Raw genomic sequence first — 24,409 nt, 5'->3', positions numbered from 1 at the left:
CAGCAAAAAGCGCGCGGATTTTTCCGCGCGCTTTTTGCATTGATAACGAGTTATTTCAAATCTTCCACAGAAAGCGTCTGGCCGTCCCGCAGCTTGTGGCGGGCGCCCTGAATCACCGCGTCCATCCGCTCCAGCTCTTCCAGAAGCTGGCGCTCCTGCTCGCTGGTCGAAAGCACTCTGTGGATTCCGCCGTTGCGGATCACGATCCGCCGGTCGGCGATCAGCGCGAGGAGCGGGTCGTGGGTGGCCATCAGCACGATTTTATCCTCCGCCACCAGCAGCTTCAGCGCTTTCTTGCGGTCGATGCCCGCGTTTTCGATCTCGTCGATCAGAACGATCGGCGAGGTGCTCAAAATGGCGGTGTCGGCGATCATCAATGCGCGGGACTGTCCGCCGCTCAGGCTGGTGACGGGGGTATCCATGCGGAACTGCTCCCCGGCAAGATGGTTTGCTTCCTCAATAATCCGGGCGATCACCGTATCGGCGTTGTCGCACAGGCGGCTCTGGGCATGCAGCTCCAGAAACTCCTGCACCGTCAGGTCCATGACAAAGTTCATATTCTGCGAAAGCTGGGCCACGAGCTTATTGCCGGAGGAAAACCGCCATTTGTTGTCCGGCTTTTCTTCGTTGATGAGAATGCTGCGCCCGGTTGGGGTATCGCCCTGCGCAACCCATTCAATGTCCGCCAACAGGCGGCTTTTGCCGGAGCCGGTCGGCCCCACGATCGAAATGATCTGCGAGCTGCTGACCGTCAGGCTCTCAAAGCCTTCCGGTACGCCGGTTTTGTCGTGCCCCGGCAGAATCGTCAGAGAGTGGACAAGCGAAGAAGTGTCCAGCCCCAGAAAATCATTCATCTGCTGAATGAACACCGGTAGATCGGCCAGCAGGCGTTCCTTGTCGATCGCCAAATCCTCCAGCTCGATCGGGGAAAAATGCTCTAAAAACAGGGGAAAGGTCATCGATTCGTATCCGGTCACATCCAGCTTGTTCAGCGTAAAGTAATCGGATACAAACGGGTATTCCGTCAAAATCTGTGCGATGGTTTTCTCATTCATGCCGGGTCCTCCCCCAAATCCATTTTCTTGACGTTCCCCAGCTGGTAATTCTCGCCGATTCTTGTTTCACCCAGGCAATACGAACACAAGGCCGCCGGCATGGGGAAGCGCAGCTGCACGCCCTGTACCGAATCGACGCGTTTGGATTCATCATATACGAGCGTTCCCAGCTCGTAGGCGCCCTGGCCCGTCAGGCCGTTGACGTGCATTACGACGGCGCGGGGATTGACCGAGCTGACGCGGGAGGCAAACACCTCGCGCTCCGCCTGTGATACAATGTCGCCCTTGGTGATGACGACGACGTCGGCAGATTTGAGCAGCGGGCCGATTTTTTTCGGGGTGTTGATGCCCGAAAGGTTGTCGATCACACAGATGCCCTTGATGTCCTTCAGGTAAGGGGAGCAGCGGTTGCACAGCCCAGCGGATTCGCTGATGAGCAGATCGAGGCCGATGCGGTTGCCCCACCGCACGATTTCCTCAATGTTTGAGGCGAAAAAGTGGTCGGGACAAAGCGCGCCGGAAAGACCTTTTTTGACGGGAACGCCTGCCTTTTCATAGGCGACGTCATCGTCGGTATACAGGCAGTCGAACTTCACGACGCCCACCTTGATGCCGCGGTTTTGAAGCGCGGCGATGGTTTTCAGAATCACAGAGGTTTTGCCCGACGAGGGAGGGCCGGAAAAAATCGTGAGGTTCATAACTGCTCCCTTCCGGCGGCAGCGAAAAAGTCACGTTCTGTTTCGCGGATCAGCGCGCCGATGTCATTCTCGTGAATGTAATCCCAGCCCAGCCACAAAAAGTGCTGGTCGGGGCGCAGGCCGTTGTCCACCAGCGGATTGGTCGAGGGGAATTTGCCGTTCAGTGACATCAGCTCGCCCACGTCTTTGGAGAACAGGAAATCCACAAACGGCTTGACCTTTTCCTTGGCGCTGGCCTTTGTCAGCAGGAAAATGGGGCTGATGATCGCGCCCTCTTTGGGCCAGACCGGTACGAGAGGGCTTTTTGCGTCGAGCATCTGCGTGAAAAAGTATGGAGTGATCGAGATGGCCGGGGCCTGCTGCTGGCGTCCCGCTTTGACCATCTGTGCCGGGTGCATGCCGCTAAGCAGGTTGAGCCCGAGTTTTTCAATGCCCTCTTTGCCATAGAAGCGGCGGATGTGCAGAGTCAGTGCGTTGAACATATCCAGATCGCGCACCGGCAGGGAAATGCTGTTCTCGAATTCGGGGCTCAGCAGATCCTCCCATCCGGACGGGAACGGGCGGTCGCCCAGTACGGCGGTGTTTACCATGAACACGCAGGCCACCACGCCGATGATCGTGTACTGCCCCAGCGGGTCTCTTAAATTGATGCGCTCGTTTTCAAAATCGGGATTCAGATGAGCAAGGCCCGAAATATCCTCGAATACGCCCGCTTCGCGGTAGCGGCCCATCAGCTGGCGGTCAAAGAACAGGTCAAAGCCCGCGGAAAGGTACAGATCCGAAAGCTTTTCGGCGTCTCCGTTTGCGGCGAGCACGCGCTCCTTTGCGGTATCGAGCCCCATGCTGGCGGCTTTCAAGTCGTAATCGGTGCGTGCGGCCAGCTCGTCGTTTTCTTTCAGCCAGGCTTCCAGCCGTTCCAGCAGCGGAATGCGGATGGGGCAGGGCAGAACGCCCTCTACATGGATTTCCGCGCCGCTGTTCCGCTTCATTGCGGAAAGTCCGGTGCCGGCGGCATACTGACCCTGCTCGATCGTATCCACGAGTTTCTGCTCAAACAGCTCTGGGTTGATTTTTCTGCTTTTGAGAGCGGTTTCGAGCGAAATGGTTCTGCCCATGGTCTTACGCATCAGGTCGTTGCTCAGCTGCTCAAATCCTTGCGAGATCAGCAGTTCTTTTGCCTCCGGGTATTTCTCTGTTATATCGTAAACAGTGTCGGTGAGTTTAAAATGGTTGTTCATATTCATTCCGTCCTTTCCATTCGGTCACTTTGGCGGATTTTTTTCTTGATGGTGCTAGTATACCAAAAAGAGAGGCGTTTGTACGTTGTAAAAGCAACGGAAATCGATGAGAAATTATTTTAAAAAATAATTTGCATTTTGTATTGTCGTGTGACTGCAGAGCGGCATTTCGAAAAGCTCAACCGCATACAACAAGAGTGCTTCTTCCCCTGCTGCGTTTATTGTTTGTTCTGCGCAATTTTTGACAATTTTATATTTTTTGCGAGTCGAAAAAACAATATTGTGAATTTTTTAGCGTTGACAGTCCCGGTTCATGGCGATATAATACGGGGAATATCAGTCGTTAAACTGTTTGGCAGTCAGGCGGGTTCGCGCAGGCGTTGTCCGCATATTATGAAAATGAGCGCGAAAGCAGGCGAGTTTCAGTGGAGGTGTCGCTATGGTAGTCCATGAATTGCCGTTTCCCATCGTGTGGGAAAACGGCGCACAGGCCGGGTACGGCGGAAACCAGGAATGGTTTTCGCAGGCGTTTCAGCGCACGGCGGGCTGCGCCAGCGTCACAGGTGCGAACCTGGCGGCATATTACGCGTCCCGGACTGCCGAGAGCCGCGGCCTGTATTCCGGGGATACGGAGCGGTTTTCCAAATCGGAATATCTGCGGGTCATGGAAGAGGTGTACCGATACATGACACCGGGGCCGATGGGGTTCCCGGTAGCGGGGCGGTTCGTACAGAAATTTTTGCAGTTTGCAAAGGAGCATGGGAGTACCTTTCGGGCGCACACGATGTTCCACCGCTGCGGCTGTGAGGAGCGGATGACATTTCTCAAAGAGGCAATCACCAAGGGAAACCCGGTGGCGTTTCTGGTTCTGAGGCACCGCGCGCCGGAGATGAGGGAAAATAACTGGCATTGGGTTACTATTACCGGCTGGATCGAGGATGCCGGCGGCGAGCAGGTGATCGTGTCGAACTGCGGCGAACGCGAGGTGTACCCGGCCGAAATGCTGCTTGAGAACCATCGCGGGAATGTTCTTCGGATGGTATGGTTTTCTCGCTGATGATAGACAACAAAATCTCCCTCCCCTGAAAAGGGGAGGGAGATTTTGTTGTAATCAATTTTTATTTGTCAATCGATTTTCTTTTTCCGTCCACCCAATCGCGGATAAAGTCCCGCGGAACAATACTCTCAATCAGTGCGCTCAGTAAAACAGTATCGGTAAAGATAACCATTCCATACACACGCTGGTCGACCCAGTAGTAATACAAGGCGTAAAATGCGAAAAACAGGGTGAGAATCAAAACCAGACTGGCCACGGTCTGAATGACGCTTCCGCGCGTAACCTTGGCGCGTGGCTTCGGTTCCAATTCTGCATCGGGGCTGCGTCTTTGCACAAGCGCCTGCTGGATGAAAATGGCCAGAATGACGAACAAATACAGCACCCAGTCCAGCCAGGTCAGGTTTCCGTAGTCCATCGTGACTCCGCTGGGGCGAAAATACAGGTATCCATGAAAGGCAAGGAAAAGCAAAGTGATAAAGGCGGGGCTGATCAAGTACCTAGAAATTCGCGTGCTGGATTTGTAATCAGCAAAGTCCTGTCCGTTTTTTTCCATGCGGTACGCACCTCCTTTTCGACATTTCCGCAGTAGATATAGAAATCAGTGCGCAAGAGCATCTGAGGATACGGGCTTTGATACCGCACCCTTATTGCTTTACGGGCTTTTCCCACCCGGCAATCAGGTCGGCTGTCGATTCCAGCGCGGCCGCGGGGTAGCCTTCGATGCTGCCGCTGTCGCAGGCCGCAGCCAGAGCCGGATCGATCGGCAGTTTGGCCAAAACATTCAGATTGTGCTGCTGCGCGATTTCTTCCACATGGCTTTCGCCGAACACGGCAATCTTCTTGCCGCAGTCGGGACACTCCACATAGGACAGGTTTTCGATCAGGCCCAGAATGGGAATGTTCATCATCTCCGCCATCTTTACCGCTTTCGAAACGATCATCGAAACCAGCTCCTGCGGAGAAGTGACCAAAATGATTCCGTCCAGCGGGATCGACTGGAACGTGGTCAGCGCCACGTCGCCGGTTCCGGGCGGCATATCGAGGAACAAAACGTCCACGTCTCCCCAGATGACGTCCTTCCAGAACTGCTTGACAACGCCCCCGACGATCGGGCCACGCCACAGCACGGGGTCGGTCGGGTTATCCAGCAGCAGGTTGACGGAAATCAGCTTGATTCCCGTTTCGCTCAGAACGGGAAGAATGCCGTTTTTGTCCGCCAGCGCTTTTTCCGTGACGCCGAACAGCTTGGGGATTGAGGGGCCGGTAATGTCTGCGTCCAGTACGCCGCTCACCAGGCCCATCCGGTTCGCGAGTACCGCCAGCATTGCCGTTACCGAAGATTTGCCTACGCCGCCCTTGCCGCTGACAACGCCGATCACCTTTTTGATCCGGCTCAGGCGGTGGGGGGCTTCCAGCAGGCTGGATGGTTCGGTGCGGCTGGAACAGTTGGCGCTGCAGCTGCCGCAGGAATGGTTGCAGGTTTCGCTCATAGCTTTTACTCCTTTGTCCGTTTCGCTTTATTCCTGTACAGTATACTCTGTTTTGGTCGAAAGTCAACCGCGCCGCCGGGGGAGCGCGGGCAATAAAAAAATCCCTTTCGCAGCGCGAAAAGGATTTGACAGCAGCTTTTGATTTGAATAAAGTACTAGAATATGATTAATTGAGCAGAAATATTCCAATTATCTTTAAGGATATACTTGACAATCACAATATATTGTAATAAAATAGTATACTGCATCATCATGGAAACGTATACTTTTTTCCTTAACTTTAGGTCTATTCTAACATGCTTTTTGGAAAAAGGCAAGAGCATCTTTTAAAATTTTACCGAAGCGGTGGTGTGCGCCGGCAGTTAAAGTTTGTTTATCCGACAAAGATGGTGAAATATATGAATGGAGTGATTGAGCCAATGGTGAATGTCAAACCGGTACAACTAGGCAAGAATACTCGCATGAGCTTCTCCCGGATTGATGAAGTCCTGGACATGCCGAACTTGATCGAGGTGCAAAAGAATTCCTACCAGTGGTTTTTGGAAGAGGGCCTGAAAGAGGTTTTCCGCGATGTTTCCGGCATCACGGATTATACCGGAAATCTGGTACTCGATTTTGTAAACTATAAACTGGATGACAAGCCTAACTACAGCGTAGAGGAATGCAAGGAACGCGATACTACCTACGCTTCGGCTCTTCGGGTAACGGCCCGCCTGCTGAATAAGGAAACCGGCGAGATCAAAGAATCCGAGGTTTTCATGGGCGACTTTCCGCTGATGACAGACAGCGGTACTTTTGTAATTAACGGTGCGGAGCGCGTCATCGTATCTCAGCTCGTGCGTTCTCCCGGCGTTTACTATAAAATGGATTACGACAAAACCGGTAAAGAGCTGTTCAGCTCTACGGTAATCCCGAATCGCGGCGCCTGGCTGGAATATGAAAACGATGCGAACGACGTGTTCTATGTGCGTATCGATAAGAACCGTAAAATCCCGATCACGGTGTTTATCCGTGCGCTCGGTCTTTCCACCGACGAGGAAATCCGCGAGTACTTTGGCGAGGATGACCGCATTCTGGCCACCATTGAGAAAGACCCCTGCAAAAACACAGAAGAGGCCCTGTTTGAGGTATACCGCAAGCTGCGCCCCAGCGAGCCGCCCACGATCGAAAGCGCGCAGGCGCATATCAACGGGCTGTTCTTTGACGCGAGACGCTACGATCTTTCCCGTGTGGGCCGCTATAAATATAATAAGAAGCTGAATCTGGCCGGCAGAATCACCGACCAGCAGCTGTCGCGCCCGATTGTCAACCCGCTGACCGGTGAGCTAATGGCCGAGGCCGGCGAGGTGCTCTCTCACGATAAGGCGATGCAAATTGACAACGCCGGTGTGTCTACTGCCTATGTGCAGCAGGGCGAGCGCGAGATCAAGGTGATTTCCAACGGCATGGTCAACGCGAGCGACTTTGTTCCGTTCGACGTGAAGAAGGAATGCGGCATCAACGAGCGCGTCCGCTTCAGCGTTCTGGTAGAGATTCTGGAAAGCTGCGAGGGCGAAGAGGAACTGAAAGAAGTTCTGCGCGCCCGCGCCGACGAGCTGGTACCGAAGCACATTATCATCGACGATATTTTCTCGTCCATCAACTATATGAACTGCCTGGCGATGGGCCTCGGCCACACCGACGACATCGACCATCTGGGCAACCGCCGCATCCGTTCCGTCGGCGAGCTGCTGCAGAATCAGTTCCGCATCGGCTTCTCCCGTCTGGAGCGCGTCATCCGCGAGAGAATGACCCTGCAGGCGCAGGATCTCGAGATCCTGACGCCCCATTCGCTCATTAATATCCGTCCTGTTGTGGCGGCGATCAAGGAATTCTTCGGTTCCTCCCCACTGTCGCAGTTCATGGATCAGAATAACCCGCTCGCAGAGCTCACGCATAAGCGTCGTCTGTCCTCTCTCGGCCCCGGCGGTTTGTCCCGTGACCGCGCCGGATTCGAAGTCCGCGACGTTCACTACAGCCACTACGGCCGCATGTGCCCAATTGAAACGCCTGAAGGTCCGAACATCGGTCTGATTTCGTACCTTGCAACGTTTGCGCGCATCAACGAGTACGGCTTTATTGAGGCGCCGTTCCGCCGCGTGAATAAGGCGACCGGCTGCGTTACGGAAGAAGTCGAGTATATGACCGCCGACGTAGAGGATGATTACATTGTGGCGCAGGCCAACGAGCCGCTGGATGACGAAGGCCATTTTGTACATCCGAAGATCAACGGCCGTTACCGCGACGAGTTTGTGCAGGTGGAAAGCGCCCGCGCGGACTTCATGGACGTTTCGCCCCGCATGGTGGTTTCCGTCGCGACCGCGATGATCCCGTTCCTCGAGAACGACGACGCCAACCGCGCTCTGATGGGTTCGAACATGCAGCGGCAGGCAGTTCCGCTGCTGAAAACCGAAAGCCCCATCGTCGGTACCGGCATGGAATACAAGGCCGGTGTAGACTCCGGCGTCTGCCTGCTTGCAAAGCGCGCCGGTGTGGTGCGCAGTGTCAGCGCCGATGAAATCCGCATTACCGCGGACAACGGCGAGGTGGATACCTACCGCGTTACCAAGTTTATGCGCTCCAACCAGGGTACCTGTATCAATCAGGTTCCGGTGGTGGACCGCGGCCAGCAGGTGGAGGCCGGTGAAGTCATCGCCGACGGCCCCGCGACCAGCAACGGCGAAATCAGCCTCGGTAAAAATGCCCTGATCGGCTTTATGACCTGGGAAGGCTACAACTACGAGGACGCCGTTCTGATTAATGAAAAGATTGTTCGTGACGACGTTTATACGTCCATTCATATTGAAGAATACGAGATCGAAGCCCGCGATACGAAGCTCGGGCCGGAGGAGATCACTCGCGACATCCCGAACGTCAACGAGGATCTGCTCAGCGACCTGAACGAAAACGGCATCATCCGCGTCGGTGCGGAGGTTCGTGCCGGCGATATCCTGGTCGGTAAGGTAACGCCCAAGGGCGAAACTGAGCTGACGGCGGAAGAACGCCTGCTGCGCGCCATCTTCGGCGAAAAGGCCCGCGAGGTGCGCGATACCTCTCTGCGTGTGCCCCACGGCGAATACGGCATCGTGGTAGACGTCAAGGTGTTTACCCGCGAAAACAGCCACGACGAGCTGAGCCCCGGCGTCAACAAGGTGGTTCGCTGCTATATTGCCCAGAAGAGAAAAATCTCGGTCGGCGATAAGATGGCGGGCCGTCACGGAAACAAGGGTGTTGTATCCCGCATTCTGCCGGAAGAGGATATGCCCTTCCTGCCCGACGGGCGCCCGCTCGATATCGTGCTGAATCCCCTGGGCGTTCCGTCCCGTATGAACATCGGCCAAGTGCTCGAGGTTCATCTGGGCCGCGCAGCTAAGGCGCTCGGCTGGAAGATCATGACCCCCGTATTCGACGGCGCGCATGAAGACGACATTCGTGCCTGCCTGAACGAAGCCGGCATGAGAGAAGACGGTAAGGTAGAGCTCAGAGACGGCCGTACCGGCGAGCTGTTCGACAACCCCGTCACCGTCGGCTATATGTACTACCTCAAGCTCCATCACCTGGTTGATGATAAGATCCATGCCCGTTCCACCGGCCCGTACTCGCTCGTTACCCAGCAGCCGCTGGGCGGCAAGGCGCAGTTCGGCGGCCAGCGCTTCGGAGAGATGGAGGTTTGGGCGCTCGAGGCTTACGGCGCCGCTTATACTCTGCAGGAAATCCTGACCGTCAAGTCCGACGACGTGGTCGGCCGTGTCAAGACGTATGAGGCCATCGTCAAGGGACAGAACATTCCGAAGCCCGGCGTGCCGGAGTCCTTCAAGGTTCTGATCAAGGAGCTGCAGTCGCTGGCTCTGGACGTAAAGGTGCTTGACTCCAACAATGAAGAGGTCGATCTCCAGGTAAATTACGACGACGATGTCGGATTTACTCCGTCCAGCGATGCGTTTGATGAGCCTACTGTTGCCACACAGGATAATTTTGACGGATACACGATGGAAGATCCCGACCTGGACGATTCCTTTGAGGAGGAGCCGGATCTGTTCTCGGACGAAGAAGATGAGGAGGATCCCTTCGACAGCGATTCTAACAGCGAAGATATGGAATAACAGGGGGTTGCAACATGGAATTTAACGTTTTTGAATCAATGAAGATCGGCCTGGCTTCTCCGGATACCATCCGCGAATGGTCACACGGTGAGGTAAAAAAGCCCGAAACGATCAACTACCGCACCCTGAAACCCGAACGCGACGGACTGTTCTGCGAAAGAATCTTTGGGCCGCAGAAGGACTGGGAGTGCCACTGCGGAAAATATAAGAGAATTCGTTATAAGGGTAAAATCTGCGAACGCTGCGGCGTTGAAGTGACCACCGCAAAGGTTCGCCGCGAGCGCATGGGCCACATTGAGCTGGCCGCGCCCGTCTCCCACATCTGGTACTTTAAGGGCATTCCTTCCCGCATGGGCCTGATTCTCGACATCTCGCCCCGCATGCTGGAAAAGGTGCTGTACTTTGCTTTGTATATCGTCACCGATCCGGGCAATGTGCGTGAGCTGCAGAAAAAGCAGATGCTCAATGAAAAAGAATACCGCGATATGCGCGAAAAGTATGAGGATGATTTCAAGGCGAGCATGGGCGCTGAAGCGATTCAGGCCCTCCTTGCGGAAATCGATCTTGATAAAGAGTCTGAGGAGCTCAAGGCGGAGCTGGAGAATTCCTCCGGTCAGAAGCGTGTGAGAATCCTGAAAAGACTCGAGGTTGTCGAGGCATTCCGCCTTTCCGGCAACCGCCCCGAATGGATGATCATGGATGCTGTTCCGGTGATTCCGCCGGATCTGCGCCCGATGGTACAGCTCGACGGCGGCCGCTTTGCGACCTCCGATTTGAACGACCTGTACCGCCGTGTGATCAACCGCAACAACCGTCTGAAAAGACTGCTGGAGCTCGGCGCGCCGGACATCATCGTGCGCAACGAAAAGCGCATGCTGCAGGAAGCGGTCGACGCTCTGATCGACAACGGCCGCCGCGGCCGCCCGGTCACCGGCCCGAACAACCGCCCGCTGAAATCCCTTTCCGACATGTTGAAGGGTAAGCAGGGACGTTTCCGTCAGAACCTGCTCGGCAAGCGCGTTGACTACTCCGGCCGTTCCGTTATCGTTGTCGGCCCTGAGCTGAAAATGTATCAGTGCGGTCTGCCGAAGGAAATGGCTCTGGAGCTGTTCAAGCCCTTCGTGATGAAGCGCCTGGTCGAAACCGGCCTCGCGGGCAACATCAAGGCGGCGAGAAAAGCTGTGGAGCGCGCGAAGCCCGAGGTTTGGGACGCGCTGGAAATCGTGATCAAGAACCACCCGGTTCTGCTCAACCGTGCGCCTACGCTGCACCGCTTGGGCATTCAGGCTTTTGAGCCGGTGCTCGTTGAGGGCCGCGCTTTGAAGCTCCACCCGCTGGTTTGCACCGCGTACAACGCCGACTTCGATGGCGATCAGATGGCCGTCCACGTGCCGCTTTCCGCAGAAGCGCAGGCCGAGGCCCGCTTCCTGATGCTGGCTGCCGGCAACCTGCTCAAACCTTCCGACGGACGCCCGGTTACCGTCCCGACACAGGATATGGTTCTGGGTTCCTATTACCTGACGCTGGATAAAGACGGCGAGCAGGGGGAGGGCAAAATCTTCCGCGATGTGGATGAAGCTCTGATGGCCTACGATACCGGGGTAGTTCAGCTGCACGCCAAAATCAAGGTGCGCCGCTCTCTCATGATCGACGGCCATATCGTGACCGGTCTGGTGGATACCACCGTCGGCCGCATCATCTTCAACCGTCCCATCCCGCAGGATCTGGGCTATGTGGATCGCTCCATTCCGGAGAACCGCCTGAAGTTCGAAATTGATTTCCTCGTGGGCAAAAAGCAGCTCGGGAAAATCATCGACCGCTGCATCCGTGTGCACGGAACCTCTAAGACGGCTGAAGTGCTCGACAGCATCAAGTCGCAGGGCTATAAATACTCCACTAAGAGCGCCATTACCGTTGCCGTCAGCGATGCGACCATTCCTGAGGCGAAGAAAACCCTCATCAAAGAGGCCGATCACCAGATCGACATGGTCACGGATGAGTACAGAAACGGTCTGCTCTCCGAGTCGGAGCGCTATAACGCCGTTCTGAAAATCTGGGAAAAGACGACAGGTGAGGTTACCGATGCGCTGCAGCACGCGCTGGATCGCTACAACCCCATCTTCATGATGGCGGACTCCGGCGCCCGTGGTTCGATGAGCCAGATTCGTCAGCTCGCCGGCATGCGCGGCCTGATCGCCAACACCTCGGGCCGTACGATCGAAATCCCCATCAAGGCCAACTACCGTGAAGGTTTGAATGTTCTGGAATACTTCATTTCTTCCCGCGGCGCCCGAAAGGGTCTGGCCGATACCGCTCTGAGAACGGCGGACTCCGGTTACCTGACCCGCCGTCTGGTCGACGTTTCGCAGGAGGTCATCATCCGTGAGGACGACTGCGGCACCAGCGAAGGCCTTGAGGTATTTGATATCCGCGAGGGCAAGGAATCCATCGAGCCGCTCACCGAGCGCTTGCAGGGTCGTTACCTGGTGGAAGACTTCATCGACGAGGAGACCGGCGCGGTGCTGGTGTCCAAGGATAAGCTGATGGATGAGCAGGATGCCGAACTGATCGTTTCGAAGGGCACAACGCACATCAAGATCCGTTCCATCCTCAACTGCCACGCCAGACACGGTATCTGCAAGAAGTGCTACGGCGCCAACCTTGCGAATGGCCAGTCGGTCGATGTCGGCGAGGCTGTGGGTATCATCGCGGCGCAGTCCATCGGTGAGCCCGGTACGCAGCTGACCATGAGAACCTTCCACACCGGCGGTGTTGCCAGTGCTGAGGATATTACACAGGGTCTGCCGCGTGTTGAAGAACTGTTTGAGGGCAGAAAGCCGAAGCATCTGGCCATCATTAGTGAAATCTCAGGCGAGGTTTCCTTTGAGGAGATCAAGAAAAACCGCCATGTCGTGATTACCAATAAAGAAACCAGCGACCAGAAGTCGTATCTCGTCCCGTTCGGCTCGCGCATCAGCGTGAAAGAGGGTCAGGAGATCAAGGCCGGCACAAGGCTGACCGAAGGCTCCGTCAATCCGCATGACGTGCTCGCCATTAGCGGTCCGCAGGCGGTGCAGGACTACCTGATTCAGGAAGTACAGCGCGTTTACCGGATGCAGGGCGTTGATATCAACGATAAGCACATTGAGGTTATCGTTCGCCAGATGATGAAGAAGGTCCGCATTGAAGAGGCGGGCGACACCAACCTGCTGCCCAGCGCGCTGGTGGATAAGAGTGATCTTGAGGCTGAGAACGAGGCGGTTCAGAAGCGCATTGACGCCGGTGAAGCCGACCTGCAGCTCGCCACCTTCACTCCTATGCTGCTTGGTATCACGAAGGCCTCTCTGGCTACCGATTCGTTCCTGTCGGCCGCGTCCTTCCAGGAAACCACCCGTGTTCTGACCGACGCCGCCATCAAGGGCAAGGTCGATCCGCTGCTTGGCCTGAAGGAGAACGTGTGTATCGGTAAGCTGATCCCCGCCGGTACCGGCATGAAGTGCTACGGCGACGTTGAGGTTGAGACCGAAAAACCGGTATTGACAAACGACGCAGTATCGTGATAAAATAACCAATTGTGATGATTTGTGAAAAGAACAGCGAAAATCCTGCTCAAAGCATCGTAAAAAAGAGCAGGATTCCGCTGTCTACTTGTGGAGTTTTTACAAATTGTAGTGCGGTATTTCCCGGTTTCTTCCAGCGTTTTTTTCGCCGGGAGGCGGAGAATTCCGCAGTTGTTTTGTGAAAATTTTACTTCTTTGCGTCCTGCAAAGACAAGCCGTCTATCTTAAGTATCAATTCGGTTAATGCGGGAAATATATTCCTGTTTAACATATTAAATTTCAGTGAGGAGGTGTCATATGCCCACGTTTAACCAGCTGGTCCACAAGGGCAGAGAAGTCAGCGAAAGAAAGGCCAAGGCCCCGGCGCTTCTGAAAGGTTGGAACTCCAAGAAACGGATCGCTATCGATCAGGATTCCCCCCAAAAGCGCGGCGTTTGTACTTCTGTCAAGACCGCTACCCCGAAGAAGCCTAACTCAGCTCTCAGAAAGATCGCCAGAGTGCGTCTGTCTAACGGCATTGAAGTCAGTGCTTATATCCCGGGTGTCGGCCACAATCTGCAGGAACACAGTGTTGTAATGATCCGCGGCGGTCGTGTAAAGGACCTGCCTGGCGTGCGTTACCACATTATCCGCGGAACTCTGGATGCCCAGGGTGTTGCGAAGCGCATGCAGGCCCGTTCCAAGTACGGTGCGAAGCGTCCGAAGCCCGGCGCTGCGAAAAAGGGCTAAAAACCGAATATGACAGAAACCTTACGGCTGCGTGCGTATGCACAACTGCGGCGTTTTTATAAAATAGATAAGAGCGTCTCTTCGGCCCACGGGAGTTTGTCCTTTCGAGTACCTATGATATCATTTATGTGAAGGAGGGAAGTAAAGTGCCAAGAAGAGGTTCTATTGCGAAACGTGATGTTTTGCCCGATCCGCTTTACAAATCCAAGCTTGTCACCAGACTGATCAATAATATTATGCTGGACGGTAAAAAGGGAGTTTCCCAGAAGATCGTTTACGGCGCGTTTGATATTGTCAGTGAAAAAACAGGAAAAGACCCGCTCGAGATGTTCGAGCAGGCGATGGAAAACGTAATGCCTGCTTTGGAGGTTAAAGCCCGCCGCGTGGGCGGCGCGACCTACCAGGTTCCTATGGAGGTTCGTCCTGAAAGAAGGCAGACGCTGGGTCTGCGTTGGATCACCCGTTATTCCAGACTGAGATCCGAAAAGACCATGAAAGAAAGACTTGCCGGGGAAATCCTTGATGCGATTAATGGTGCCGGTGGCGCTGCCAAGAAGCGTGATGATACGCATAAGATGGCGGAAGCCAACAGGGCGTTTGCTCATTACAGGTGGTAATTTTCCGGCGTTGACCGAAAGATTTTCCGTGTTAGCATAATGAGCGGATACATTTTTCAGAATTAAGGAGGAAACTATGCCGAGGCAGGTATCGCTTCAAATGACAAGAAATATCGGCATCATGGCCCATATCGATGCTGGTAAAACAACAACAACAGAACGTATTCTGTATTATACGGGAATTAACCATAAGATCGGTGAAACCCACGACGGTTCCGCGACAATGGACTGGATGGCACAGGAGCAGGAGAGAGGTATTACCATTACCTCCGCTGCGACTACCTGCTTTTGGAAGGGTCATAGAATCAACATTATTGATACTCCCGGCCACGTTGACTTTACCGTAGAGGTAGAGCGCTCCCTGCGTGTGTTGGACGGTTCCGTTACCGTCTTCTGCGCGAAGGGCGGAGTAGAGCCTCAGTCCGAAACCGTATGGCGCCAGGCTGAGGAATATAAGGTTCCCCGTATGGCCTACGTCAATAAGATGGACATTATGGGCGCCGATTTCTACCGCGTGGTACAGATGATGAAAGACCGCCTCAAGTGCAATGCGGTTCCGATCCAGCTGCCGATCGGCAGTGAGGACACTTTCCGCGGTATCATCGACCTGGTAAACATGAAGGCTTATGTTTACTACGATGATCTGGGCAAAGATATCCGCGAGGAAGAAATTCCGGAGGATATGAAAGAGCTGGCGGAAAAATACCACACCGAGATGGTAGAGCATGTGGCAGAGCAGGACGATGTCCTGTTTGAGAAGTACCTCAATGGGGAAGCTCTGACAGAGGCTGAAATCAGCGACTGCATCCGCAAGGCGACCATCGCGAACCACATGGTTCCGGTTACCTGCGGTACATCCTACAAGAACAAGGGTGTGCAGAAGCTGCTCGACGCGATCGTGGCTTACATGCCTGCTCCGACAGACATTGAAGCGATCAAGGGCGTAAATCCCGACACCGAAGAGCCGGAGGTTCGCCATTCTTCCGATGAAGAGCCTTTCTCCGCTTTGGCGTTTAAGATCGCTACCGACCCCTTTGTCGGTAAGCTGTGCTTCTTCCGCGTATACTCCGGTATGCTCACCGCGGGCTCCACTGTTTACAATTCCACGAAGGATAATAACGAGCGCATCGGCCGTATTCTGCAGATGCACGCGAACCACCGCCAGGATATCGAAACCGTGTATGCGGGTGATATTGCCGCGGCGGTCGGCCTGAAGAACACCATCACCGGCGATACCCTGTGCGATGAAAAACACCCGGTTATCCTCGAGTCCATGGAGTTCCCGGAGCCTGTTATCCGTGTTGCGATCGAGCCGAAAACAAAGGCCGGTCAAGAGAAGATGGGTATTGCTCTTGCGAAGCTCGCAGAAGAGGACCCTACCTTCAAGGCTTATACCGACGAAGAGACTGGCCAGACCATCATCGCCGGCATGGGCGAGCTTCACCTCGAAATCATCGTAGACCGTTTGCTGCGTGAATTTAAGGTAGAGGCGAACGTTGGTAAGCCCCAGGTTTCTTACAAAGAAACCATCCGCAGAAATGCCGAGGCAGACACCAAGTATGCCAGACAGTCCGGCGGTAAGGGCCAGTACGGTCACGCGAAGATCCGTATTGAGCCGAACCCGGGCAAGGGCTACGAATTTGTCAACGCTGTTGTCGGCGGCGCGATCCCGAAGGAATATATTCCTGCTGTTGATCAGGGTATTCAGGGCGCGATGCAGACCGGTATTCTGGCGGGCTACAACGTAGTTGACGTAAAGGTTACGCTGTATGATGGCTCATATCATGAGGTCGACTCCTCTGAAATGGCGTTTAAGATCGCCGGTTCTATGGCGTTCAAAGAGGCTATGAGAAAAGCTGACCCGGTTCTGATGGAACCCATCATGAAGGTTGTTGTCACTGTTCCGGACGAGTACATGGGCGACGTTATCGGCGACCTGAACTCCCGCCGCGGAATGATTCTGGGTATGGACGCCGTTTCCGGCGCACAGCAGATCAATGCCGAGGTTCCGCTGTCCGAAATGTTCGGTTATGCAACCGACATGCGCTCTAAAACACAGGGCCGCGGCCAGTATGTTATGGAGCCCGCGCACTACTCTGAAGTGCCGAAATCTGTATCGGAAGGCATCATCTCCGACCGCAGCAAAAAGAACGACTAACAGGCGCAAAAGGCTTGATTTTTCATACCCGACTTGTTAGAATAGGCGTAGTCTTACTATGATAAAATTGATTTATGAAAAATAAAAGGAGGATTTCCAATGGCAAAGGCAAAGTTTGAAAGAAACAAACCGCACGTAAACATTGGTACCATTGGCCACGTTGACCATGGTAAAACCACATTGACCGCCGCTATCACCAAGGTTCTGAACCTGAACGGCACTTCCGAGTTCGTTGATTACGCGAACATCGATAAGGCCCCCGAAGAGAGAGCGCGTGGTATCACGATCAACACTTCCCACGTTGAGTACCAGACTGCTAACCGCCACTATGCGCACGTTGACTGCCCTGGCCACGCCGACTATGTGAAAAACATGATCACCGGCGCTGCTCAGATGGACGGCGCTATCCTGGTTGTTTCTGCTGCGGACGGCCCCATGCCCCAGACCAGAGAGCACATTCTGCTGTCCCGTCAGGTAGGCGTGCCTTATATCGTAGTGTTCATGAACAAAGCTGACCAGGTTGACGATCCCGAGCTGCTGGATCTGGTTGAAATGGAAATCCGCGATCTGCTCAACGAGTATGAGTTCCCGGGCGACGACACCCCGATCATCCGCGGTTCTGCTCTGCAGGCGTTGGAATCCACCTCTAAGGATGTCAATGCTCCCGAGTACAAGTGCATTCTCGAACTGATGGATGCAGTTGACAGCTTTATCCCCACTCCTGAGCGTAAGGCTGACCAGCCCTTCCTGATGCCTGTTGAAGACGTATTCACCATCACCGGCCGCGGCACTGTTGCTACCGGTAGAGTGGAGCGTGGCCAGCTGAGAACTTCTGAGGAAGTTGAAATCGTTGGTTTGACCGAAGAGCGCCGCAAGGTTGTTGTTACCGGTATCGAAATGTTCAGAAAGATTCTGGATTACGCTGAGGCCGGCGATAACGTAGGCGTTCTGCTCCGTGGTATTCAGAGAAATGAAATCGAGCGCGGCCAGGTTCTGGCGAAGCCCGGTACCATTCATCCGCATACCAAGTTCAAGGGCCAGGTTTATATCCTGAGCAAAGAAGAAGGCGGACGTCATACTCCGTTCTTCAACAACTATCGTCCCCAGTTCTATTTCAGAACTACCGACGTTACCGGCGTTATCTCTCTGCCCGAGGGCACCGAGATGTGCATGCCTGGCGATAACGTTGACATGGATGTTGAGCTGATTACCCCCATCGCGATTGAAGAGGGTCTTCGCTTCGCTATCCGTGAAGGCGGCCGTACAGTTGGCTCCGGTGTTGTTACCGGCGTTGTAAAAGCCTGATTTCAGGTTTTAACTTGTCTGATTGCCCCCGACCATTTTGGCCGGGGGCTTTTTGCATAACCAGTGTTGATGTCAGCCGTTTTTGTGTCCCTTGTTTGGGCATGGGAAAAGAACAGTTTCCTTTCTTTTATGATTAGCAAAGGGAATTTACAATCCCCTATTGACAAATTAATATCAAGTGAATATAATAAAAATATCAATTAAATAAGCTGTCTTCGGGGCGGGGTGTGATTCCCCACCGGCGGTAATGCGGTTTTTGGCCGTTAGCCCGCGAGCATGTGCTGATTTTGGTGAGATTCCAAAGCCGACGGTATAGTCCGGATGGAAGAAGAACTGCGCGTTTGCGTTTGTTTTGTCCCGCAGATTTTCTGCGGGATTTTTTTCGTTGACAGCGAAAAAAGGAGAGACAATAGAAATGAATAAATCCATGACCCAAAAGAGCATTATTCAGATGACCCAGCTTGCCGTGCTGGCGGCAATTTCTGTGGTGCTGGTCGCTTTCGTCCGTATTCCTCTTATTCCCGCGGCGCCGTTTCTGGTGTACGACATGGCGGATGCTCCCATTTTGATCGCAGCGCTCCTGTTTGGTTCGAGCCCGGCGCTTCTGGTGCTTTTTGTGGTTTCTGTCATTCAGGCGGTTTTCTTCGGCGGCAATGGATGGGTCGGCCTGGTGATGCATTTTGTGGCGTCCGGCGCTCTGATTTTCCTGGTAGGCGAGTTTTATAAGAGAAAGCATAAGTTTTCTGACGCGGTGGTCGGCATGGTGCTTGGCACGCTGGCGATGACAGCGCTGATGATACCGATGAACTACATCTTTACCGTACATTTCTTCGGCATGCCGAAGGCGGCGCTCGACGCGCTGATTCTGCCGGCGATCATTCCGTTCAATCTGCTCAAGGCTTCTCTCAACAGTGCGATTGCGGCAGTATTGTTTAAGTCTTTGCAACCATTTGTTCAAAAAAATCGTGAAATGATTCATCCGGTTTAGCAACTATTTTTTCGACTTTTATTTTGTATTCTTCATATAATATGTTATAATAATCTCATCACAGATGCCGGAGCATTGTTTCTGGTGCCTGAAAGATGTTGGTTTACAACAGAATAATTCCTTATCAAGAGTGACGGAGGGAACAGGCCCTGTGATGTCCGGCAACCTGCGCAATGTGCGAAAGGTGCCAAATCCTGCGGATAAAGCCGGCAGATGAGGTTGCTTTCCACCGTTTGGCTTCTCCGAACGGTGGATTTTTTCATTGTCTTATTGTATTAGGAGGCGTAATTATGTCAAAATATTTTTTTACATCTGAATCGGTAACAGAGGGACATCCCGATAAAGTTTGCGATCAGATTTCCGACGCCGTTCTGGACGCCATTCTGGCACAGGACGAAAAAGCCCACGTGGCCTGCGAGGTTACGGCGACCACCGGACTGGTGCACGTAATGGGCGAAATCTCGACAGAGTGCTACGTTGATATTCCCGCGATCGCCCGCGAAGTGATCCGCGAGATCGGCTACGATGACCCCCAGTATGGCTTTGATGGCAATTCCTGCGGCGTGCTGACTTCGATCGATATGCAGTCGCCCGATATTGCGATGGGTGTGAACCAATCGTTTGAAGCCCGCGGCGGCGCCACAGATGAAAATGATCTGATCGGTGCGGGGGATCAGGGCATTATGTTCGGTTTTGCCTGCAACGAAACCACAACGCTGATGCCGCTGCCCATTTATCTTGCTCACGCGTTGGCCAAGCGCCTGGCGGCTGTGCGAAAAGACGGTGCCCTGCCGTATCTGCGTCCCGACGGAAAAACGCAGGTAACGGTGGAGTATGAGAACGGTAAGCCCACCCGTGTGGAGGCAGTGGTCGTTTCTACTCAGCACGACCCCGACGTGACCCAGGAGCAGATTCACAAGGATATTCTCGAGCAGGTGATCCGCCCGGTGGTTTCTGCCGATCTGCTGGATGAGAACACCAAGTATTATATCAACCCCACCGGCCGCTTTGTGGTCGGCGGCCCTGTCGGCGACAGTGGCTTGACCGGCCGGAAGATCATCGTCGATACCTACGGCGGCTTCGGCCGTCACGGCGGCGGCGCGTTTTCCGGCAAAGACCCGACGAAGGTAGACCGTTCTGCGGCATATGCGGCACGCTATGTTGCCAAGAACATTGTTGCCGCAGGCCTTGCCGAAAAATGCGAGGTGCAGCTCGCCTATGCCATCGGCGTAGCGCGTCCGGTTTCCATTTTAGTGGAAACCTTTGGCACCTCCGTTTATACCAGCGCCCAGCTGGAAGCCGCGATTCAGAAAGTGTTCGATCTGCGCCCGACCGCGCTGATCAAGTCGCTCGGCCTCAATCAGCCGATCTACCGCCCGCTGGCGGCTTACGGCCACATGGGCCGCGAGGATCTGGGTGTCGCGTGGGAGAAGACAGACAAAACAGAGCAGCTGAAGGCCGCGCTGGCTTAATCAGTATTTTTATAGGAAAGAGGAAGGCCTTTGTGCTTTCCTCTTTTTTGTGCTGTGCATGTGATTCTTCCATGGCGCACGCATGGGATTTTCTTTGTGTAGAAGCGATTCTTTATATCAATTTTTAATACTTATAGTATAAATTTTGCAAAATATAACGTTTTCTGAGATATAGCGAGAAATTTCTCCTGGCGCAGGGTTTTCCTTTCATGCAGGGGCAGATAGTTTTCTTTGTTCGGCAAAAGTTATTTGTTCGCGATAGATTAGGTTGTTTTCTCTGCGAATTTTTTGATGCGCCAGCAGAGTTCACACAGGAACCCGTAAAGACAAAATAATTATATTTGAAAGGCTGTTTTTGCGTGAAAGCAGCCAGCGTACACGTGACGAATGGAGCGCGGAGGGGATGGTTTCCTTGCGCTACTCCGTGACGTATATGCAGATTTAACCTGCCGCGACGCGAGTGCAGGCTCAGCCTGCCGACTGTCATTTTTTCCTTTTTCGCATATCATAGCAATGAGGTGATTACAAATGGAAGATATGATCGGCAGAATTCTGGTGGCGTTTTTTGCGGTGGTTGGCCTTACGGAGCTGTGCCGTTTTGTATTGTTCTGGCTGACCCGTCCGGGCTGGGAAGAGAAAATCACGGTTTTGGTGTGTGTTTCAGGGAACGATAACAGGGTGGAATACCGGCTGCGCGGAGCGCTCGAGCGTTTGCGCTGGCTGCGCCATACCGGGCACAGAGAGCTGATCTGTGTGGACTGCGGGATGGATCGCGAAACAAGGGCGATCTGCGAAACATTTGCCCTCGCGAACCCAAGCGTCCGGCTATGTATGGCGGCGGATCTGCCGGAAACACTGAACGGGGAATTTGCAAATACATAGAAAAAGAGGTATACTGAAATCAACAGCAAACACAGCCGAGGATGAGAATATGCAGGAAAAACAATTGCTGGAACTGACCGGCACAGTGGAAGAAATCGTCTTTAGCAATGAGAATAACGGGTATAAAATCCTGGAGCTGAAAGCAGGGGAGGAGCTGATCACAGTGGTCGGCACCCTCCCCTGGGTCGGTTGCGGGGAAGAGCTGCGCGTCATCGGTACTTGGATTCATCACCCAAGCTTCGGCCAGCAGTTTAAGGCGGAAGCATTCGAGCGTTCTGCGCCCAAAACAGCAGATGCCATCCTGCGGTACCTGTCCTCCGGCGCGGTTAAGGGAATCGGCCCCGCCACAGCAACGCGTCTGGTAGAGGCATTCGGCGAGCATACGCTCGAGGTGATGGAGCAGGAGCCGGAGCGCCTTGCCGGCATCAAGGGTCTCACCCGCGCTAAGGCGGAAAAAATCGCGCAGGAGTTTCAGCGCATCTATGGCATCCGCGAAATCATGCTGTATCTGGGCGGGTTTGGGATCACGCCGGAAGAAGCCCTGCGGGTCTGGAAGCAGTACGGCCCATCCTCCGCAGAGCTGATCCGCACCGACCCGTTTCTGCTGTGCGCCGACGGCGTCGATATCGATTTTGGGCGCGCCGATCTCATTGCGGAATCCGCGAGCGTGGATCAAGACGACTTTTCGCGCCTGCGCGCGGGGCTCCACTATGTGCTGCGGCACAACACGAACAACGGCCATACCTGCCTGCCGAAGGACAAGCTGATCCCCGCCGCCGCGCGCATGCTTGGAGTGGAGCCGGAGATGCTTTTCTCCGTCCTCGAAGAATTGAAGGAAGAGCACGTACTGATCCCCCAACTGCTCGGCGGGCGGGAATTTATCTTTCTGCCGCGCTATTACCAGTCCGAATCGTATTGTGCGGGTCGGCTGCTGATGCTGCTTCGTTATCCGGCGCAGTCGCTGCGGAATGTTGACGGACATATCGCGGCGGTGGAGGAGCGCCTTGGCATTGAGTATGCCGAGGGGCAGAAGCAGGCGGTGCGGCAGGCGCTCGAGCAGGGCATGCTGATTTTGACCGGCGGCCCCGGCACCGGAAAAACGACGGCCCTCAACGCCATCATTTCCATTCTGGAGGAGCAGGGCGAAAAGGTGCTGCTCGCAGCGCCCACCGGTCGGGCGGCGAAGCGCATGTCCGAGGTGACGGGCAAGGAGGCGAAAACCATCCACCGGATGCTTCAGGTGGAGTGGAACGACCGCGATGCGCCCACCTTTGCGCGCAACGAAAAAAATCTGCTGGATTGCGATGCGCTGGTGCTGGACGAGCTTTCGATGGTGGACGTTCAGCTGTTCGAAAGCGTGCTGCACGCGCTCCCGCTCGGCTGCCGGCTGATTCTGGTGGGCGACTGCGATCAGCTTCCGTCCGTCGGCGCGGGCAACGTGCTGGGCGATCTGATCCGCTGCGGCAAATTTCCTGTCGTGCAGCTGCAGGAGGTATTCCGCCAGGCGATGAACAGCCTGATCGTTCGCAACGCGCACCGCGTGGTGGCGGGCGAACTGCCGGAGCTGCATGACCGCACCGGGGACTTTTTCTTTCTCCCGATGCGTCAGGCCGACCGCATCGCAGATACGGTTGTGGGGCTGTATACGGAACGTTTGCCCCGCACCTACGGTTACGACCCCACGGTGGATATTCAGGTGCTCTGCCCCGGCAAGCGCGGCGCTGTGGGGACGGAAGAAATGAACCGCCGTCTGCAGGAGGCGCTGAATCCTCCCGGACCGCAGAAACGCGAGATCAACGTAAACCGCGCCGTCCTGCGCACGGGCGACAAGGTGATGCAGGTACGCAACGATTATAACCTGACCTGGCAGCGTCCGGACGGAAGCACCGGCGAGGGCGTGTACAACGGCGACGTCGGCATCCTGCTCGAAATCGATAAGCGCGGCGGTACGCTCACAGTGCAGATGGACGACCGCTATGTGCTATATCCGCTCGAAAGCGCGTCAGAGCTTGATCTGGCGTACGCCATGACGGTCCACAAGAGCCAGGGCAACGAATTTCAGGCGGTGGTCATCCCGCTGTATACCGGGCCGTCGCAGCTGAATTACCGCAACCTGCTCTACACGGCCATCACCCGCGCAAAATCGCTTTTGATTCTGGTGGGCATGGAACAGGTGATCGAAGCCATGGTCAATAATAATCGAAAGACACTGCGCTATTCGGGGATGGGCTGGTTCCTGTCGGAGGAAAGCGTACATGAAATGTAAAAGCCTGTGGAATGGCATATTAGAATTTTTTTATCCGCCGCGCTGTCTGTTTTGCCGGAAAATCGTGCCGCCCGGGCGTGAATGCTGCGAGGCCTGTGAGAAATCGCTTTTGTCTGAGCACTGGAGCGCGCGCATGATCGAGCCGCAAACCGGGAAGACTCTTGTTTGCATTGCTCCCGATCAATACGACGGCCCGCTGCGAAAGGCGATGCTGGATTTTAAATTTCACAACATGCCAAAGCATGCACATTTTTTCGCGCAAAGAATCTTTTCGCAGCTGCAGCAGAGCTCGTTTCTCACCCGTGCGGATTTCGTCGTCAGTGTGCCGCTGTCGCGGGAAAGGCTGCACCAGCGCGGCTATAACCAGTCGGAGCTGATTGCCCGGGAGCTGGCCGCACTGGCCGGGCTTCCATATTTCACCGTGCTGGAAAAGCATGTGGAAAACCAGGAGCAGCACCGGCTGCACAAAAAAGACCGCCGTCAGAATGTGCGCGGCGTGTACCGGATTCTTCCGGGCGCTCATCAGGTGGAAAACCAACGCATTCTGCTGGTGGATGACATTCTCACAACGGGCGCCACGCTTGGCGAATGTGCCGCGGTGCTGTACGCCGCCGGTGCAAAAGAGGTGCTTTGTGCTGCGGCGTGCCGCGTCCCCACACAACCGGAATCCATTTCCTGTTGAAAAAAGGGGCAAAATGTTCTATAATAATATATTAAATCTGCCGTATGCGGGCAAATCAGCCCGCGGCAGA

17 protein-coding genes and 2 riboswitches are annotated in these 24,409 nt (G+C 54.5%); of the genes, 12 read left to right on the top strand and 5 right to left on the bottom strand.

Translation table 11 applies throughout. The features are described 5' to 3' along the window. Positions 1-50 precede the first annotated feature (50 nt). Genes TY09_RS00235 through TY09_RS00225 form a run of 3 tightly spaced genes read right to left on the bottom strand, consistent with a single transcriptional unit; the run spans position 51 to position 2,991 of the window. Positions 51-1,055, bottom strand: coding sequence for an ATP-binding cassette domain-containing protein (locus TY09_RS00235; RefSeq protein WP_009060383.1), 1,005 nt, complete (start codon positions 1,053-1,055; stop codon positions 51-53). Continuing rightward, on the bottom strand, positions 1,052-1,753 hold the full coding sequence (locus TY09_RS00230; protein WP_042429859.1) for a GTP-binding protein: 702 nt from the start codon (positions 1,751-1,753) through the stop codon (positions 1,052-1,054). Before TY09_RS00230 ends, TY09_RS00235 begins: the two co-directional genes overlap by 4 nt. Next, complete coding sequence (locus tag TY09_RS00225) at positions 1,750-2,991, bottom strand: ABC transporter substrate-binding protein (protein ID WP_042430113.1); 1,242 nt, start codon at positions 2,989-2,991, stop codon at positions 1,750-1,752. The genes TY09_RS00230 and TY09_RS00225 overlap by 4 nt, the downstream gene beginning before the upstream one ends. A gap of 439 nt (positions 2,992-3,430) precedes the next feature. Here TY09_RS00225 and TY09_RS00220 point away from each other — a divergent pair, with 439 nt between their 5' ends. Then, positions 3,431-4,048, top strand: a complete 618-nt coding sequence (locus TY09_RS00220) for a hypothetical protein (protein WP_042429855.1) — start codon at positions 3,431-3,433, stop codon at positions 4,046-4,048. Positions 4,049-4,109: 61 nt separating this feature from the next. Here the strand turns inward: TY09_RS00220 and TY09_RS00215 are convergent, their stop codons facing one another. Together TY09_RS00215 and TY09_RS00210 are read right to left on the bottom strand one after the other, a co-directional pair. Next, positions 4,110-4,601, bottom strand: a complete 492-nt coding sequence (locus TY09_RS00215; protein ID WP_242841408.1) for a hypothetical protein — start codon at positions 4,599-4,601, stop codon at positions 4,110-4,112. Between the two features lie 91 nt (positions 4,602-4,692). After that, on the bottom strand, positions 4,693-5,538 hold the full coding sequence (locus tag TY09_RS00210) for an Mrp/NBP35 family ATP-binding protein (protein ID WP_042429852.1): 846 nt from the start codon (positions 5,536-5,538) through the stop codon (positions 4,693-4,695). Between the two features lie 419 nt (positions 5,539-5,957). On the opposite strand from TY09_RS00210, the gene rpoB reads away from it, so the two are divergent. The 11 genes from rpoB (at position 5,958) to TY09_RS00155 (ending at position 24,339) form a co-directional block, all read left to right on the top strand. Further along, the gene (gene rpoB, locus TY09_RS00205; RefSeq protein WP_035316396.1) at positions 5,958-9,680 is read left to right on the top strand and encodes a DNA-directed RNA polymerase subunit beta; all 3,723 of its coding nucleotides are present in this window, start codon (positions 5,958-5,960) and stop codon (positions 9,678-9,680) included. A gap of 14 nt (positions 9,681-9,694) precedes the next feature. Then, positions 9,695-13,240 carry a DNA-directed RNA polymerase subunit beta' gene (rpoC, locus tag TY09_RS00200; protein WP_009060400.1) on the top strand — a complete coding sequence of 1,182 codons (3,546 nt, stop codon included), beginning with the start codon at positions 9,695-9,697 and terminating at the stop codon, positions 13,238-13,240. A gap of 297 nt (positions 13,241-13,537) precedes the next feature. After that, positions 13,538-13,969: a 30S ribosomal protein S12 gene (gene rpsL / locus TY09_RS00195; RefSeq protein WP_009060375.1), complete on the top strand. Its 432-nt coding sequence runs from the start codon at positions 13,538-13,540 to the stop codon at positions 13,967-13,969. 146 nt (positions 13,970-14,115) lie between these two features. Further along, positions 14,116-14,586, top strand: coding sequence for a 30S ribosomal protein S7 (rpsG, locus tag TY09_RS00190; RefSeq protein ID WP_009060427.1), 471 nt, complete (start codon positions 14,116-14,118; stop codon positions 14,584-14,586). 76 nt (positions 14,587-14,662) lie between these two features. Then, positions 14,663-16,744 (top strand): elongation factor G, encoded by a 2,082-nt coding sequence (gene fusA, locus TY09_RS00185; RefSeq protein WP_009060379.1) that lies wholly within the window; start codon positions 14,663-14,665, stop codon positions 16,742-16,744. 99 nt (positions 16,745-16,843) lie between these two features. Continuing rightward, positions 16,844-18,049: an elongation factor Tu gene (gene tuf, locus TY09_RS00180; RefSeq protein WP_009060439.1), complete on the top strand. Its 1,206-nt coding sequence runs from the start codon at positions 16,844-16,846 to the stop codon at positions 18,047-18,049. A gap of 207 nt (positions 18,050-18,256) precedes the next feature. Continuing rightward, positions 18,257-18,386: riboswitch (FMN riboswitch) on the top strand. Positions 18,387-18,464: 78 nt separating this feature from the next. Continuing rightward, on the top strand, positions 18,465-19,037 hold the full coding sequence (locus TY09_RS00175; RefSeq protein WP_009060418.1) for an ECF transporter S component: 573 nt from the start codon (positions 18,465-18,467) through the stop codon (positions 19,035-19,037). Positions 19,038-19,155: 118 nt separating this feature from the next. Beyond that, positions 19,156-19,257: riboswitch (SAM riboswitch) on the top strand. 70 nt (positions 19,258-19,327) lie between these two features. Further along, positions 19,328-20,509 (top strand): methionine adenosyltransferase, encoded by a 1,182-nt coding sequence (gene metK / locus TY09_RS00170; protein WP_042429846.1) that lies wholly within the window; start codon positions 19,328-19,330, stop codon positions 20,507-20,509. A gap of 528 nt (positions 20,510-21,037) precedes the next feature. Continuing rightward, positions 21,038-21,391 carry a glycosyltransferase family 2 protein gene (locus TY09_RS00165; RefSeq protein ID WP_009060403.1) on the top strand — a complete coding sequence of 118 codons (354 nt, stop codon included), beginning with the start codon at positions 21,038-21,040 and terminating at the stop codon, positions 21,389-21,391. Between the two features lie 49 nt (positions 21,392-21,440). Continuing rightward, a complete protein-coding gene (recD2, locus tag TY09_RS00160; protein WP_042429843.1) occupies positions 21,441-23,657 on the top strand; it encodes an SF1B family DNA helicase RecD2 in 2,217 nt (738 codons plus the stop codon). Beyond that, positions 23,647-24,339 (top strand): ComF family protein, encoded by a 693-nt coding sequence (locus TY09_RS00155; RefSeq protein WP_042429840.1) that lies wholly within the window; start codon positions 23,647-23,649, stop codon positions 24,337-24,339. The genes recD2 and TY09_RS00155 overlap by 11 nt, the downstream gene beginning before the upstream one ends. Positions 24,340-24,409 lie beyond the last annotated feature (70 nt).

The organism is Faecalispora jeddahensis (assembly GCF_000577335.1).
Lineage (GTDB): Bacteria > Bacillota > Clostridia > Oscillospirales > Acutalibacteraceae > Faecalispora > Faecalispora jeddahensis.
The sequence above is the reverse complement of the archived record's forward strand: the minus strand, read 5'-3'. Positions and strand labels throughout refer to the sequence as shown.

Excerpts from the sequence above, each read along its gene's own strand:
- TY09_RS00235 (WP_009060383.1), bottom strand. The coding sequence starts at position 1,055 with ATGAATGAGAAAACCATCGCACAGATTTTGACGGAATACCCGTTTGTA.
- TY09_RS00230 (WP_042429859.1), bottom strand. The coding sequence starts at position 1,753 with ATGAACCTCACGATTTTTTCCGGCCCTCCCTCGTCGGGCAAAACCTCT.
- TY09_RS00225 (WP_042430113.1), bottom strand. The coding sequence starts at position 2,991 with ATGAACAACCATTTTAAACTCACCGACACTGTTTACGATATAACAGAG.
- TY09_RS00220 (WP_042429855.1), top strand. The coding sequence starts at position 3,431 with ATGGTAGTCCATGAATTGCCGTTTCCCATCGTGTGGGAAAACGGCGCA.
- TY09_RS00215 (WP_242841408.1), bottom strand. The coding sequence starts at position 4,601 with ATGGAAAAAAACGGACAGGACTTTGCTGATTACAAATCCAGCACGCGA.
- TY09_RS00210 (WP_042429852.1), bottom strand. The coding sequence starts at position 5,538 with ATGAGCGAAACCTGCAACCATTCCTGCGGCAGCTGCAGCGCCAACTGT.
- rpoB (WP_035316396.1), top strand. The coding sequence starts at position 5,958 with ATGGTGAATGTCAAACCGGTACAACTAGGCAAGAATACTCGCATGAGC.
- rpoC (WP_009060400.1), top strand. The coding sequence starts at position 9,695 with ATGGAATTTAACGTTTTTGAATCAATGAAGATCGGCCTGGCTTCTCCG.
- rpsL (WP_009060375.1), top strand. The coding sequence starts at position 13,538 with ATGCCCACGTTTAACCAGCTGGTCCACAAGGGCAGAGAAGTCAGCGAA.
- fusA (WP_009060379.1), top strand. The coding sequence starts at position 14,663 with ATGCCGAGGCAGGTATCGCTTCAAATGACAAGAAATATCGGCATCATG.
- tuf (WP_009060439.1), top strand. The coding sequence starts at position 16,844 with ATGGCAAAGGCAAAGTTTGAAAGAAACAAACCGCACGTAAACATTGGT.
- TY09_RS00175 (WP_009060418.1), top strand. The coding sequence starts at position 18,465 with ATGAATAAATCCATGACCCAAAAGAGCATTATTCAGATGACCCAGCTT.
- metK (WP_042429846.1), top strand. The coding sequence starts at position 19,328 with ATGTCAAAATATTTTTTTACATCTGAATCGGTAACAGAGGGACATCCC.
- TY09_RS00165 (WP_009060403.1), top strand. The coding sequence starts at position 21,038 with ATGGAAGATATGATCGGCAGAATTCTGGTGGCGTTTTTTGCGGTGGTT.
- recD2 (WP_042429843.1), top strand. The coding sequence starts at position 21,441 with ATGCAGGAAAAACAATTGCTGGAACTGACCGGCACAGTGGAAGAAATC.
- TY09_RS00155 (WP_042429840.1), top strand. The coding sequence starts at position 23,647 with ATGAAATGTAAAAGCCTGTGGAATGGCATATTAGAATTTTTTTATCCG.